Here is a 13,832-nt window from a genome sequence, read left to right on the forward strand (position 1 = left end):
GGAGCAAAAAATGTCCAACTCATCCTGCGGTTCCGGCAATTGCGCGTGCAAGACGAAACTGCGCGATCCCTTCGACGAGACCGACTACGGCACGCCATTTCGCCATGCCGACATCGACGTGACGCTCGACATCGACGGTACATCCGTCACGGTGCCGGCCGGCACGTCGGTGATGCGCGCGGCGATCGAGGCCGGTGTCAACGTGCCGAAACTCTGCGCGACGGATTCGCTTGAGCCGTTCGGTTCGTGCCGCCTGTGCCTGGTTGAAATCGAAGGCAAGCGCGGTTATCCGGCGTCGTGCACGACGCCCGTTGAAGCCGGCATGAAAGTGCGTACGCAGACGGACAAGCTGCAGTCGCTGCGCAAGAACGTGATGGAGTTGTACATCTCCGATCACCCGCTCGATTGCCTCACCTGCCCCGCCAACGGCGATTGCGAATTGCAGGACATGGCGGGCGTGGTCGGCTTGCGTGAGGTTCGATACGGCTACGAAGGCGCCAATCACCTGAAGGACAAGAAGGACGAGTCGAATCCGTATTTCACGTACGACGCGTCGAAGTGCATCGTCTGCAATCGCTGCGTGCGCGCGTGCGAGGAAACGCAGGGAACGTTCGCGCTGACCATCGCGGGGCGTGGGTTTGAATCGCGCGTTGCCGCGAGCGAAAGCCAGCCGTTCATGGAATCGGAATGCGTCTCGTGCGGCGCGTGCGTGGCAGCTTGCCCGACCGCGACGCTGCAGGAAAAAACCGTCATCATGCTCGGCCAGCCCGAGCATTCGATCACGACGACGTGCGCGTATTGCGGCGTCGGCTGTTCATTGAAAGCCGAGATGAAAGGCAGCCAGGTCGTGCGCATGGTGCCGAACAAGAACGGCGACGCCAACGACGGCCACGCGTGCGTAAAGGGCCGCTTTGCATGGGGCTACGCCACGCACAAGGACCGCATCACCAAGCCGATGATCCGCGCCAAGATCACCGATCCGTGGCGCGAAGTGAGCTGGGACGAAGCGCTCTCCTACGCGGCCAGCGAATTCCGGCGCATCCAGGACAAGCACGGCGTGGATTCGATCGGCGGGATTACATCGTCGAGATGCACGAACGAGGAAACCTACCTCGTGCAGAAACTCGTGCGCGCGGCGTTTGGCAACAACAACGTCGATACCTGTGCCCGCGTTTGCCACTCGCCGACCGGGTACGGCCTGAAGACGACGCTGGGCGAATCGGCGGGAACGCAGACCTTTGCGTCGGTCGAGAAAGCCGACGTGATCGTCGTGATCGGTGCGAATCCGACCGATGGCCACCCCGTGTTCGCATCGCGGCTGAAACGCCGGGTGCGCGAAGGTGCGCAACTGATCGTGGTGGACCCGCGCCGGATTGATATCGTCGATACGCCGCACGTGAAGGCGTCACATCATCTGGCGTTGCGGCCCGGCACGAACGTCGCGATGGTCAACGCGCTCGCCCACGTGATCGTGACCGAAGGCCTGGTGAAGGAAGATTTCGTGGCCGAACGCTGCGATCCGCGCGCGTTCCAGCAATGGCGCGACTTCATCGCCCTTGAAGAAAACTCGCCCGAAGCAATGGAAGCCATCACCGGCGTGCCGGCGCAAGCGGTACGCGAAGCCGCGCGCATCTACGCGAACGCCGGCAACGGTGCGATCTACTATGGCCTTGGCGTGACCGAACATGCGCAAGGTTCGACGATGGTCATGGGTATCGCGAACCTCGCGATGGCAACGGGTAACGTCGGCCGCGAAGGCGTGGGCGTGAATCCGCTGCGTGGTCAGAACAACGTGCAGGGTTCCTGCGACATGGGTTCGTTCCCGCACGAGTTGCCCGGTTACCGTCATATCAGCGACGCGGCTGTGCGCGCGTTGTTCGAAGAAGCGTGGAGCGTCAAACTGCAATCGGAACCGGGCCTGCGCATTCCGAACATGTTCGACGCCGCTGTGCACGGCAGCTTCCTGGGCCTTTATTGCCAGGGCGAGGATATCGTTCAATCCGATCCGAATACACAGCACGTGGCGAAGGCGTTGTCGTCGATGGAATGCATCGTCGTACAGGACATCTTCCTCAACGAGACCGCCAAGTACGCACACGTGTTCCTGCCGGGTTCATCGTTCCTCGAAAAGGACGGCACGTTCACCAACGCAGAACGCCGCATCTCGCGCGTGCGCAAGGTCATGCCGCCGCTGCCCGGTCTGGCCGACTGGGAGGTGACGATCAAGCTTGCCCGCGCGCTCGGTTATGAAATGAACTACACGCATCCGTCGCAGATCATGGACGAGATCGCGAGCCTGACGCCCACGTTCACCGGCGTGTCGTACAAACGCCTCGATGAACTCGGCAGCATCCAGTGGCCGTGCAACGCGCAAGCGCCGGATGGCACGCCGACGATGCACATCGATCAATTCGTGCGTGGCAAAGGCCGCTTCGTGATCACGAAGTTCATCGCGACGCCCGAGAAGGTCACGCGCAAATTCCCGCTGCTGCTGACGACGGGCCGCATCCTGTCGCAGTACAACGTGGGCGCGCAGACGCGGCGCACGGAAAATTCGCGCTGGCATGACGAGGACCGGCTGGAGATTCATCCGCACGATGCCGAGGAGCGCGGGATCAAGACGGACGATTGGGTGGGGATTGAATCGCGTGCCGGGCAGACCGTGCTGCGCGCGAAGATCACCGAACGGATGCAGCCGGGCGTGGTGTACACGACGTTCCACTTCCCTGAATCCGGCGCGAACGTGATCACCACGGATTCCTCCGATTGGGCCACGAATTGCCCCGAGTACAAGGTGACGGCGGTGCAGGTCATGCCAGTGGAACAACCGTCGCAATGGCAGAAGGATTATTCGCGTTTCAACACGCAGCAGTTGGAGTTTCTCCAGTTGCGTGATGCGGCTGTCACGTCGTCGGGGAAATAATCATGGATGTGAACAGCCTGATCGAAATGGCGAACCAGATCGGTGAATTTTTCGATTCGATGCCCGATCGCCCGGAAGCGCTCGATAGTGTCGCCGATCACATTCACCGGTTCTGGGCGCCACGGATGAGGATCGCGTTGCTTAACGGGTTGGATGATCCGGGCGTTGTTGCCGCGCTCGAACCAATCGTGCTGGAAGCGCTGACGAAACATCGGGTGACGTTGACGCCGGCGGCCGCGCCGGTCGCGTGATCGTTCACCCCTCCCCCCGCGGCTGCGTCGAACCGAACCACGTTTCACAATGCCGCAACAGCGCTTGCGTATCCGCCGGCGCGCGCCCTCGCGCCGCAATATATCCATCTGGGCGCACGAGATAAAAACACGGCCGCGTGCGCCCATACGCATCGGTGAGCGAACGCGTGCCGTCACCTTCTTTATCGGTGATGCGCCACACGCGCACCGTATTTGGCAACACCTCTTCCACCGCTACGGCCAACTCATCCAGATCCTTATCGCGCATAGCATGCGCGACGGTGAGCGTCGCCGGTGCCAGCGCGATATCGTCTTCCGGCGATGGCTTCACCAGCAAGAACAACGAGAAACACGCGGGATCGTGGAGATCGAAAAGACAGCCCACACCCGGCGCGCGTCCGAGCGGCCCATCGACGACATGCACCCACGCGTCCGGCGCGCGTTCACCCGCACGCGGACCGCCGTCGAGCGAACGATCCAGCGTGAGCGGACTGCGCCGGTATTGAACCGACAGCTCGCTGAGCGTGCGCCGCGCGGCATCGCGCAATGGGCCAATCGCCGATAACGCCGGCATCACGTGATCGCGAAGCAGCTTCATCGGCCCGTGCTCGGCGGCGGCCATCTGCGTCATGAAACTGGATTGCCGCAGCACTTCACGCTCGATCGGATGACGCTCGGCGTGATACGTATCGAGCAAGCGATCGGGCGCAACGCCCGCCAGCATCCGCGCAATCTTCCAGCCGAGATTAAACGCCTCCTGAATGCCCGTGTTCATGCCCTGTGCGCCGGCCGGACTGTGGACATGCGCGGCATCGCCGGCGAGAAAAACGCGGCCTGAACGCAACTGGTCGGCCATGCGGTTATTCAGATGAAAATACGATGACCATCCGAGGCTTTTCGCGCTTACGCGATGATGAATGCGCCGCTCGATAATCTCGCGGCATTCGTCAAACGTGGGCACTGCGTTTTTTTTCAGGCTTTCCGCGGCATCGTTTGACGGCGCGCTCGACGTCGATGTCGATGTCACGCGCTTGTCCGCGATCAGGCGCACCCGGCCGCCGCCCATCGGAAACAAGGTGGCGAGACCCTCGCCGGACGCGAAGATATGGAATTCGTCGTCGGGCCATTCAGTGTCGGCGAGGAGATCGGCGAGCAGGAAGGTTTGTTCGAAAGTCTTGCCCGTGAACTCGACGTCAAGACCATGGCGCACCGTGCTGTGCGCGCCGTCCGCCCCAATCAGATACGACGGACGCACCGATTCTTCTGCTCCGTTCGAGTGCCGCAGCGCCGCCTCCAGCCCCGCTGAGCCTTCCCGAAAGCGCGTCAATTCCACGCCGCGTTCAATGTGCACGCCGAACGACGCAAGATGCTGCGTCATCAGGCGTTCGGTGACGGTTTGATCGAGGAACAGCAGATACGGATAACGCGTTTGCAGAGGATCGAAATCGAGCCGCGCGAGGCGCTGGCCGTTCGAATAGAGGTTGGCGACGCGACCCCGGTGACCAAGTTCGAGAAATGGTTCAACCAGCCGATGCTGCTCGAAAAGCTCGAGCGTACGTGCCTGGATGCCGATGGCGCGCGACCACGGCAAGGGTTCGCGGGCTTTATCGATAAGACGCACGGGTATGCCGGCACGCGACAAACTCATGGCGGCGGCGAGGCCCGTCGGACCAGCGCCGGCGATCAGAACCGGCGGCACATCGAGGACTTTGTGTCGATTCGGCTTCTGCGCAAGCATGCGCGTCTCCCTCAAACTTCACAGTGCCAAGTGTACGCCGGTCGATTCGCGCCAACGACCGCTTAAGTCAATGCGTGTGCGCCTGAGGCGTTGCCGGCGAGCGTTCGTGCAGCGCACAGCGATGCTCGGTCGTGCCCCGTTCCACCTGCAGCGTGGCGTGGTTCATCGCGTAATCGCGGCGCAGGGCCACCACGATGGCGTCCACGAATACATCGCCGGGATGGCCTTGCGGCATCACCAGATGCGCGGTCATCGCGTTCTCCGTGGTGGACAGTGCCCAGACATGGAGATCGTGAACGTCGGTCACGCCCGGCAAACCCGCCAGATACCGTTCGATACCCGGCTTGTCCACGCCAGGCGGGACCGCGCCCATCGCGAGCCGCATCGCGTCGCGGCCGAGACCCCACGTGCCCACCACGATCACACCGACCACGAGAATGCTCATCACCGGATCAAGCCAGCTCGCGCCCGTGAACAGGATCACGAGACCGCTGACGGCGACTGCCGCGGAAATGGCGGCGTCGGCGGCCATGTGCAGGAAAGCGCCGCGCACGTTCAGGTCCTCCTTGCTGCCGCGCATGAAGAGCCACGCCGAGAAGCCGTTGACGACCATGCCGAGCGTCGCCACGATGAACACGTCGAGGCCCGCAACCGGCGCCGGATTGAGCAGGCGCTGCACGGCTTCGAGCATGATCGCGCCGCACGCGAAGAGCAGCAGCGCGGCGTTGGCGAGTGAAGCGAGTATCGATGAACTGCCTAGTCCGAAGGTATAGCGTTCCGACGGTTTGCGCGTGCCGAGCCAGACGGCACCCCAGGCGAGGAGCAGACCAAGGACATCGGACAAATTGTGGCCGGCGTCGGCGAGCAGCGCAGTGGAATGGGCGATGAAACCGTACACCGCCTGCACGACCACGATCAGCAGGTTCAGCCCGACCGCGATCGCGAACGTGCGGCCCTGGCCGGCTTGTGGCGCCTGATGGTGATGATGGCCGCCGGCGCCGTGGTTGTGAGCATGACCCTTCTCGTGGTTGTGAGCGTGACCCGTCTCGTGCTGGTGGTCATGGTCGTCGTGCTTGGGGTCATGCTCATCCGCGTGCTCGTGCTGATGCTTCGATTGAGGTTCCATTTATTCGTTATCCGGTCGGAAGTCGGCTTGCGGCTCGGCAACGTGCTCGAGCAATTCGGCCAACATGGCGCTGATGTGGTTATCGGCGGCGAGATAAAAAACCTGCTTGCCCTCGCGCTCGGCGCGCACGATTCGCGCCGCCCGCAGCAAACGCAGGTGATGGCTGACGAGCGACGCCGACAGCCCGAGCGATTCCGCGATCGCCCCCACCGCGCGGCGCCGGTCGACACACGTGAGCACAATGCGCAGCCGCGTGGGATCGCCCAGCAGGCGGAACAGGTCGGCAAGCGGAACGACGCGCTCATCGGTTGCGACAAAAGGAGAAGACAAGATAGATCAGCAAACATATGAACAGGTGTTCACATGTTACAGAAGTGAAACCGGGTGCGTCAATGCAAAAATCGGGATCGGCGGCGAACGTGTGTAAAAATGAGGCGTTTGCATTCGATCTTCCTCAATGGATACAGTTTTTGCGCGTGGCTTCGCGGCGCATCGCGATGGCCGTCTAACCGAAGCGGAACGCGACTATCAGGCCGCGCTTGCCGCAGAGCCTTCCCATGTCGACGCACTTCATCTGCTCGGCGTGCTGCGCCATCAACAGGGCCAGCACGCGGAAGCGGCCGAACTGGTGCGTCGCGCGGTGGACCTGCGCCCCGCCGACGCCGGCTTGCAGCTCAATCTTGGCAACGCGCTAAAAGCGCTGGGCCGGATCGACGACGCCATCGAGCGGTTCCGCAACGCGCTGCATCTGCAACCCGGTTTTTCGCTTGCGCAGTACAACCTCGGCAATGCGTACGCGGCGGCGGGCCGCCACGAAGACGCCGCCGATGCCTTCGAAAAAGCGCTGCGCCTGCAACCTTTGGACGCGGCAACCTGGAACAATTTCGGCAATGCGCTGCTCGGCATGCGCCGCTACGAAGAAGGCGCAAAGGCGTTCCACCGCGCGCTGCAGATCCGGCCGGGCCACGCGGGCGCGCACAACAATCTTGGCATGGCGCTCAATGCGCTCGGCGACACTCACGGCGCGATCGACCAGTTCCGCGCCGCCATTGCCGCAGAACCGAACTATGTCGCCGCGCATTTCAACTTGGGCAATCTCCTCGATGCCGCCGGCCGTCCGCTCGAAGCCGTGCCAGTGCTGGAGAAAGTGCTGAGCATGCAACCTCAATTCGCGCCTGCGCACTTCGGCCTGGGGCACGCGCTCGCCGCCATCGGCTCACACGAGGAGGCGTTGCCACAATTCGAGCGCGCCGTCGGCCTCGATCCGAAGTACGGCGTCGCTTGGCTCGGGCTCGGCAATGCGCATTTCGCGCTCGGTGCGCACAAGCCCGCGCTGCGCGCCTTCGATCAAGCCTTGCGGCTCGATCCTGGCCTGATCGCCGCGAATCTGAACCGGGCGCTAACGCTGCTTGCCCTCGGCGATTACGCGCGCGGCCTGCCCGCCTACGAATGGCGCCTGCGCACACCGGGCAGCATTACGCTGCCCTCTCTCCCAGCCTGGAAAGGTGAACCGCTGCCGCGCCAGACGCTGCGCATTCTCGCGGAACAAGGTTTCGGCGATACCTTGCAGTTCGTCCGCTTCGTGCCGTTCGCGGCGAAGCTCGTCGGGCAGATCGTGCTTGAAGTACAGCCGGAACTCGTCGCGCTGCTGGAGCCGGCAGCGCACGCGGCGGGCGTGACGCTCAAGAGCACGGCCAACGTCAATGAGGCAGCGCCCATCGATGCAGATGCTTTTTCGCCACTGCTGAGCCTGCCGCTTGCACTGGGTATATCGAATGCCGACATGGTGCCCTCGCGCGCGCCCTATCTCGTGGTGCCCGCGGCGTATCGGAAGAAGTGGCGCGGCTCGCTCGGCGGCCAGTCCAAACGCAAGTTGGGAATCGCGTGGTCGGGACGCATTCAGCCAAGCGAGACACGCTCGGCGCCACTTGGCCTGCTCGAACCTTTCTTCAAGCTGGAAGGCATCGACTGGATCGTGCTGCAGCCCACGCTGACGGACGAAGAACGCACGTTCCTCGACAAGCATCCGCGCGCCCGCTTCATCCAGCGTCTCGAAGGCAAGCTTGAAAATTTCGCCGATACCGCTGCGATCGTGGATCGGCTGGACGGCGTGGTCTCCATCGATACGGCCGTCGCGCACCTGACCGGCGCATTGGGCAAACCGTTGTGGCTGATGCTGCCGTTCGCCGCGGACTGGCGCTGGGGTATCGATACCGCATCGACCCCGTGGTATCCGAAAGCACGCTTGTTCCGGCAACCGCAACCCGGCGCGTGGGAAACGATGATCGAACGGGTGGCTGGCGATATCGGCGCTTCGTAAAGCGGGCTAGACAACGTTGAGCGCCCAAACAAAAACCCCCTCGCTGCGGCGAGGGGGTTTTTAGTTTCAGAGCCCGCACTATCAGGCCGTCTTGTGCTGGTTCCGCGCTTCCGTGGAGCGATACAGGACCAGCGTCGCGATCAAACCGCAGACCGCAGCGAGGCCCATCCATGCGCCCGGCGCCGCCTTGTTGCCGGTCGCGTGAATCAGGTAGGTGGAGATGGCCGGTGTGAAACCGCCGATCGTCGTCGCGAGGCTGTACGCCAGCGAGAAACCCGTCGTACGCACTTCGACCGGCATGACTTCGGTCAGCGCCACGACCATCGCGCCGTTATAGCTGCCGTAGAGGAACGAGAGCCACAATTCCACGCCAAGCAGACGCAGGAACGACGGATCGGCAACCAGCCACTGCACCGCCGGATACGACGTGAGAACGGTCAGGATCGTGAAGAACAGCAGCACCGGGCGGCGTCCGACACGGTCGGAAATCGCACCGGAAAGCGGCAGCCACACGAGGTTCGACAGGCCGACGAACACCGTCACCACCAGCGCATCGATGGAAGAAAGCTTGAGCACTTCCTTGCCGAAGGTCGGCGTATAGGCCGTGATCATGTAGAACGACACGGTCGTCATGATCACCATGCCCATGCCGGCCAGCACGACGCCCCAGTTCGAGAGCATCGACTTCATGATCTCGCCCATCTTCGGACGGTGCTTGCGTGCGAGAAACTCTTCAGTTTCCTGCAACGAACGGCGAATGATGAACAGGAACGGCACGATCAGGCAGCCGATGATGAACGGCACACGCCAGCCCCACGAAGTCATCTGCTCAGGCGGCAGGATCCGGCTCATGGTCACACCGATCAGCGCGGCAAACACCACAGCCACTTGCTGGCTGCCGGACTGCCACGAGCAATAAAAGCCCTTGTTGCCCTTGGTCGCGATCTCGGAGAGATACACCGAGACGCCGCCAAGTTCCACGCCCGCCGAGAAGCCTTGCAGCAAGCGCCCGAGCAGCACGATGATCGGCGCGAGAACGCCGATGGTCGCGTACCCCGGAATCACCGCGACCAGCAAGGTGCCGACAGCCATCAGGCCGAGCGTGAGGATCAGGCCCTTGCGCCGCCCGTGATGATCGATGTACGCGCCAAGCACGATGGCGCCGATCGGGCGCATCAGGAAGCCGGCGCCAAACACCGACAGCGCGAGCATTAGCGAGGCGAACTCGTTACCGCTCGGGAAATACGTCTTGGCGATGGCCGAGGCGTAATAGCCGTAGACCATGAAGTCGTACATTTCGAGGAAGTTACCGCTGACAACGCGAAACACCGACTTCGCCTTCGACTCGTTCGCGGGCGTTGAATGTGACGGGGTGGACATGACTATCTCTAAAAACGGTGGCCGCATTTCACTGCTGATGCACTGTGAATCGACCGAATGTTGACGACGACCCGGTAGCACTACTCCGGATGCCTGTGTAAGCTTCGCCGTGCTTTAACCGGCGAAAATTGCTCAAAACGATGCGAAAGCACGCTGGAAAACCGAAAAGAAGGGTTAACCATAGGAACGCCGGAACCATGCACGACGTCAATGTTACAGCGGGAAAATGAAATTCGCCTACTTGCAACGTCGCGTATATCCGCCTAAAAACACCCTAATTTTGCCTTACATATGCCCATGTTTCAGCCGACAACCTCTACCACTTCGTGGCCCTTCACGCTGCGGCAGGCGATTTCCGCCGACGCGCCGCTCATCGCCGCAATGCATGCGCAAAGCTGGGCATCCGCGTATCGCGGAATCTTGCCGGACGATTTTCTTGATCGCGAGATGTCAGCCGAACGTGAAGCGCACTGGAATAAACGATTCGAGGAACTGGCTGCGGGCGCGGGCGAGGTATTGATCGCTATACAAGATGATCGGCCGATCGGTTTTGTTTGTCTGGCCGCGCCCGACGACAACGGCAGCGTGCTCGTGGACAACCTGCACGCCCTTCCCGGCGCCAAAGGCACGGGCCTCGGCACCGCCATGCTCACCATCGCCGCGCAATGGGCGCGTGATCGCGGCGCGGCCAGCATGCATTTGTTTGTACTCGAGCCGAACGTTGCGGCCATCGGCTTCTATGAGTCTCGCGGATGGCGATTGGCCGGTCGCGAAAACGACACAATGGGCGGCATCGATATCATCGCGCTCCGTTATGTCCTGCCGATCGGCTGACGCCCCGGCGTTTATTTTTGCGCTCGGAGATTCGTCGGAGTAATCTCGCTCAACGCCCGTACGCGCCCGTACGCGCCCGTACGCCGGCTGCAACAGCGCGCATCCGCACAGCCGGGCGGCGTCCGCTGAACAAATGCCCGCGCATTCCCCCTGCTCGAGCGGCCGGTGTGCTTGCGAACCCAAGGCGAAGCCGACCGCTCAGGAGGGGGTCTAGCGGGCAGGTTTGGCTTTTGCCTTGGTTGCCGATTTTGGAGCGTGAGCCTCAGTGCCCGGCGCGTCGACGTACGCCCATACCATTGGCGGGCGACGTCCACACGGCTGCCCCGCTTGTTCGTTCGTTGAGCAGTCCTGACGCCTGCTTTCGGAAATGAGAAAAGATGGATGCTCCTCTGGTCGTTGTACAAGGCGATCTGCTTCTGCCAACGCTGTTCCCGCTGGCCGGTATGCCCAACGCCATTTATGGTGAAGAGTGGACCCTGACCAGCGTGCGTGCTGCTTTGACCGAATACGAAATACCGTTTTACGCGGCTCGTTTCCTCGCTGCCTATGTCAGCCCGCTTTCTCTTCGCAACGATCGTTTCCCGTATACGCCGGCCAGTCTCTGGGGCAAGTTCAAACGCAACGATGAAATCGATCACGCCTCGCCACGCGTTCCCCCGATTCCCGCCAATGCAACACCGCAAGCCGTCGAGCCGGCGCCCTTCGCATTCGAGCCGTTCACCGCGCCCGACGACCATCACGTGAAAGCGCCGGTTGCTAATCACGATCATCGCAAGCAGCTTGCCGGCGGTGCGATTGCGCTCGCGTGCGCTGCGTTTATCGCGTGGGCGTTATTCGGTACGAAAATCGGCCATCAGGATGCGCAAACGCAAAAGCCCAAGCTTGTGCTGAGTGCTACGCCAGTGGTCAAACCGATGCCGGATTCTGAAACAGTTCATGCATCGGGCGCTTCGAGCGCAACGGTGGCGGTTGCTTCGGCTTCCCCCGCTTCTGCTACTTCTGCTACGTCTGCTGCTCCTTCGGCGACGGCTACGATTGCTGCTTTGCCTGCGGTGCAAAAGCCCATCGTTGTCAGTGGAGCCAGTGGAAGCAGCAAGCCACTGGAGAGCACAAGCACGATCGCCAGCCATGGCCAGTCCGCAACACCCAATACTGTGTCAGACGGTGCAACCAAACCACGGACGATTGCGCAAACGGTGGAACGCAATGGCTCGAAAGCCAAAGCGAAAAGCAAGCGCGATGCGCATCGGTACGAGGTGGTTCATCGGCGGCATGGCCATCAGTATCAGGGCGCACCGGTTTATCGCAGCGCCGGGCATGAAACCCCGCTCGCATCGGCTGGCCGCCGCACGCTCAGCCGCGAGGACACACGCGCGAACACGGGGAGTTCATCGCTTAGCGTCACCGATATGTACAACATGCTCGCGCACTCCGCCGTGCTCGATGACAACAGCGGCGCCTCACGCGAGCCAGTCCGCGCGGCGCCCAGAGAACCGGCGTCGCTCCCGTCACAGCGCTCCAGCGCCAGCGATACACCCAGCTCGAATTCAGGCCTGAGCCAGCGCCGCGTCACCGACACGCCCTCGCAATTTTCGAAGTGACCGGCACGCCTCATGGCGGCATCGTACAGCTCGTTTTCTAAACGAGCGAGGCACGATGCACCGATAGCCGATAGCCAGCGGTTGATACCCATTGACGTCCTCGCCGCCCTGAAGGATGGGGATTCCTACTGCGCTCAGACCAATGCGGCCTGAGTCGCCTCGTCGGGTTCCTGCTTCGACGGGTGGCCCGACTGCGCCGTCCCTCCACAGGCAAACAAGCGCTGCCCGACATAGCGGGATGTCTTTAAACGTGCGCATGCGGTTAGCTGTTACAGGCAGTCGCCCGCGCCCGGTGATCGGTGCGAAACGCCGCTGCAGAGCAGCCCGATATTGGCTACTGGTTATGCGGACGAGGCGCAGTCAGGTGAGAGGTTGCCTTCCGCTGACCAGTCGCGGGTAAGCTGTCCGGCTCTCCATGTCGCCGGGATCGTCGGAACGGTTGGTGCAATATAGTGAGCGGGCCTATGGTCCCTTGCTGGACGTTCTGACCGTGCCGGACAAGGCGCGAGAAGCTTACCCGGTACCGGTCCTTTCATGCCATGGCGATACAGGCGAGTTCTGGGAACTTGAAAAATATCGGAAATAACCAATAATGAAAGAGAAAGCCACATGGCGTGGTTCGTCGACTCGTTCCACGCGAAAGCCGAGGCGGAACTGGACGCCCGGATGAATGCTCCCAGATGGGAAGTGCTCGCAACGGAACTGCTGGTCAGCATCGACTGGGGGCTTAAAACAGGGCTCGAACCCGGGGAGTTCCCCGTGACATTCTGCCGCGACTGGTCCCCGCTGTATATCCGGCGCGTAGGTGGCTACCCCTTTACTCACTGACGTTGGTGTTCACCGTTACAGGATTGGCTGGACCCGTGCCCACGATGCACATTCAGAGTATAGACAGCAGGGCGAAGCGGGCAATGAGCAACGCCGTCGCACGTTGTTAAGGAGGTTTCTATGTCAAAAGAATCGTCGAGCGTTTTTGAGAAATTCAAGGCGCGCGCTCTGGCCAAACCCGAGACTGCCCGTGTATACCGGGCCAGGATGGACAAGCTGGAGAAGGATCCGGAAGCGCGGCTGTCGCTGCTTGCTCCGCAGGTGGGGCGGATATTGCGCGCAGCCCGCCAGAAACGGCGCCTGACCCAGGCCGAGCAGGCGGAGGCAAGCGGAATCTTACAGTCGGAAATCAGCCGGATTGAGACGGGCGGCGGCACGCTAGGACCGTCGATGGAAACCATGGTGAACTATGCGCATGCACTCGACATGGAGGTGGTGCTGATGCTCAAGCCCCGCGAATCGGCGTTGCCGGCTGACCTGGTGCGCATGTTCGGGGAAGCTGAAGCGAAGGGCGGCGTGGCGGCCGATGAAGGCGCGGTGCGTCTCTGGGGCATCTTCTAATGGGCTTGGTCGCCACAGGGTGGGCGAATCTGTCGTCACATGGAGTCGAGGCTGCCGCCGAGGGTCTCGCGCTGGCCAGTGTCGTGCTGATCTGGCTCCCGGCAAGACGCATGCTGAAGCAACTGAACAAATGCCCGCGCATTCCCCCTGCTCGAGCGGCCGGTGTGCTTGCGAACCCAAGGCGAAGCCGACCGCTCAGGAGGGGGTCTAGCGGGCAGGTTTGGCTTTTGCCTTGGTTGCCGATTTTGGAGCGTGAGCCTCAGTGCCCGG

Annotated in this window: 11 protein-coding genes; 7 read left to right on the forward strand and 4 right to left on the reverse strand. The window is 62.1% G+C overall.

Features of this window, described 5'->3' with window-relative positions; all coding sequences use genetic code 11:
- The first annotated feature begins 10 nt into the window (after window positions 1-10).
- Window positions 11-2,923, forward strand: a complete 2,913-nt coding sequence (fdhF, locus tag EOS_RS01670; protein WP_047844863.1) for a formate dehydrogenase subunit alpha — start codon at window positions 11-13, stop codon at window positions 2,921-2,923.
- A gap of 2 nt (window positions 2,924-2,925) precedes the next feature.
- A complete protein-coding gene (locus EOS_RS01675) occupies window positions 2,926-3,174 on the forward strand; it encodes a formate dehydrogenase subunit delta (protein WP_047844864.1) in 249 nt (82 codons plus the stop codon).
- 4 nt (window positions 3,175-3,178) lie between these two features.
- On the opposite strand, the gene EOS_RS01680 is transcribed toward EOS_RS01675, so the two are convergent.
- From EOS_RS01680 to EOS_RS01690, 3 genes are all read right to left on the reverse strand, one after another.
- Window positions 3,179-4,912 carry an FAD-dependent monooxygenase gene (locus tag EOS_RS01680; RefSeq protein WP_047844865.1) on the reverse strand — a complete coding sequence of 578 codons (1,734 nt, stop codon included), beginning with the start codon at window positions 4,910-4,912 and terminating at the stop codon, window positions 3,179-3,181.
- 67 nt (window positions 4,913-4,979) lie between these two features.
- Entirely contained in the window at window positions 4,980-6,038 is a 1,059-nt protein-coding gene (locus EOS_RS01685) for a cation diffusion facilitator family transporter (RefSeq protein ID WP_047844866.1), read from the reverse strand.
- Complete coding sequence (locus EOS_RS01690; protein ID WP_047844867.1) at window positions 6,039-6,368, reverse strand: ArsR/SmtB family transcription factor; 330 nt, start codon at window positions 6,366-6,368, stop codon at window positions 6,039-6,041.
- Window positions 6,369-6,495: 127 nt separating this feature from the next.
- Between EOS_RS01690 and EOS_RS01695 the strand changes: the two genes are divergently transcribed.
- A complete protein-coding gene (locus EOS_RS01695; protein ID WP_047844868.1) occupies window positions 6,496-8,358 on the forward strand; it encodes a tetratricopeptide repeat protein in 1,863 nt (620 codons plus the stop codon).
- Between the two features lie 81 nt (window positions 8,359-8,439).
- Here EOS_RS01695 and tcuC read toward each other — a convergent pair whose 3' ends face one another.
- On the reverse strand, window positions 8,440-9,738 hold the full coding sequence (gene tcuC, locus EOS_RS01700) for an MFS transporter (RefSeq protein ID WP_047844869.1): 1,299 nt from the start codon (window positions 9,736-9,738) through the stop codon (window positions 8,440-8,442).
- A gap of 297 nt (window positions 9,739-10,035) precedes the next feature.
- Here tcuC and EOS_RS01705 point away from each other — a divergent pair, with 297 nt between their 5' ends.
- The 4 genes from EOS_RS01705 to EOS_RS43390 all read left to right on the forward strand — a co-directional run bounded on the left by EOS_RS01705 (window position 10,036) and on the right by EOS_RS43390 (window position 13,562).
- The gene (locus EOS_RS01705) at window positions 10,036-10,572 is read left to right on the forward strand and encodes a GNAT family N-acetyltransferase (RefSeq protein ID WP_326972889.1); all 537 of its coding nucleotides are present in this window, start codon (window positions 10,036-10,038) and stop codon (window positions 10,570-10,572) included.
- A 377-nt stretch (window positions 10,573-10,949) separates the two neighbouring features.
- Window positions 10,950-12,173: a hypothetical protein gene (locus EOS_RS01710; RefSeq protein WP_047844871.1), complete on the forward strand. Its 1,224-nt coding sequence runs from the start codon at window positions 10,950-10,952 to the stop codon at window positions 12,171-12,173.
- A gap of 609 nt (window positions 12,174-12,782) precedes the next feature.
- The gene (locus tag EOS_RS01715) at window positions 12,783-13,001 is read left to right on the forward strand and encodes a hypothetical protein (RefSeq protein ID WP_047844872.1); all 219 of its coding nucleotides are present in this window, start codon (window positions 12,783-12,785) and stop codon (window positions 12,999-13,001) included.
- Window positions 13,002-13,121: 120 nt separating this feature from the next.
- Window positions 13,122-13,562 (forward strand): helix-turn-helix domain-containing protein, encoded by a 441-nt coding sequence (locus EOS_RS43390; RefSeq protein ID WP_053063718.1) that lies wholly within the window; start codon window positions 13,122-13,124, stop codon window positions 13,560-13,562.
- The last annotated feature ends 270 nt before the right edge of the window (window positions 13,563-13,832 follow it).

Source organism: Caballeronia mineralivorans PML1(12) (genome assembly GCF_001028175.1).
GTDB lineage: Bacteria > Pseudomonadota > Gammaproteobacteria > Burkholderiales > Burkholderiaceae > Caballeronia > Caballeronia mineralivorans.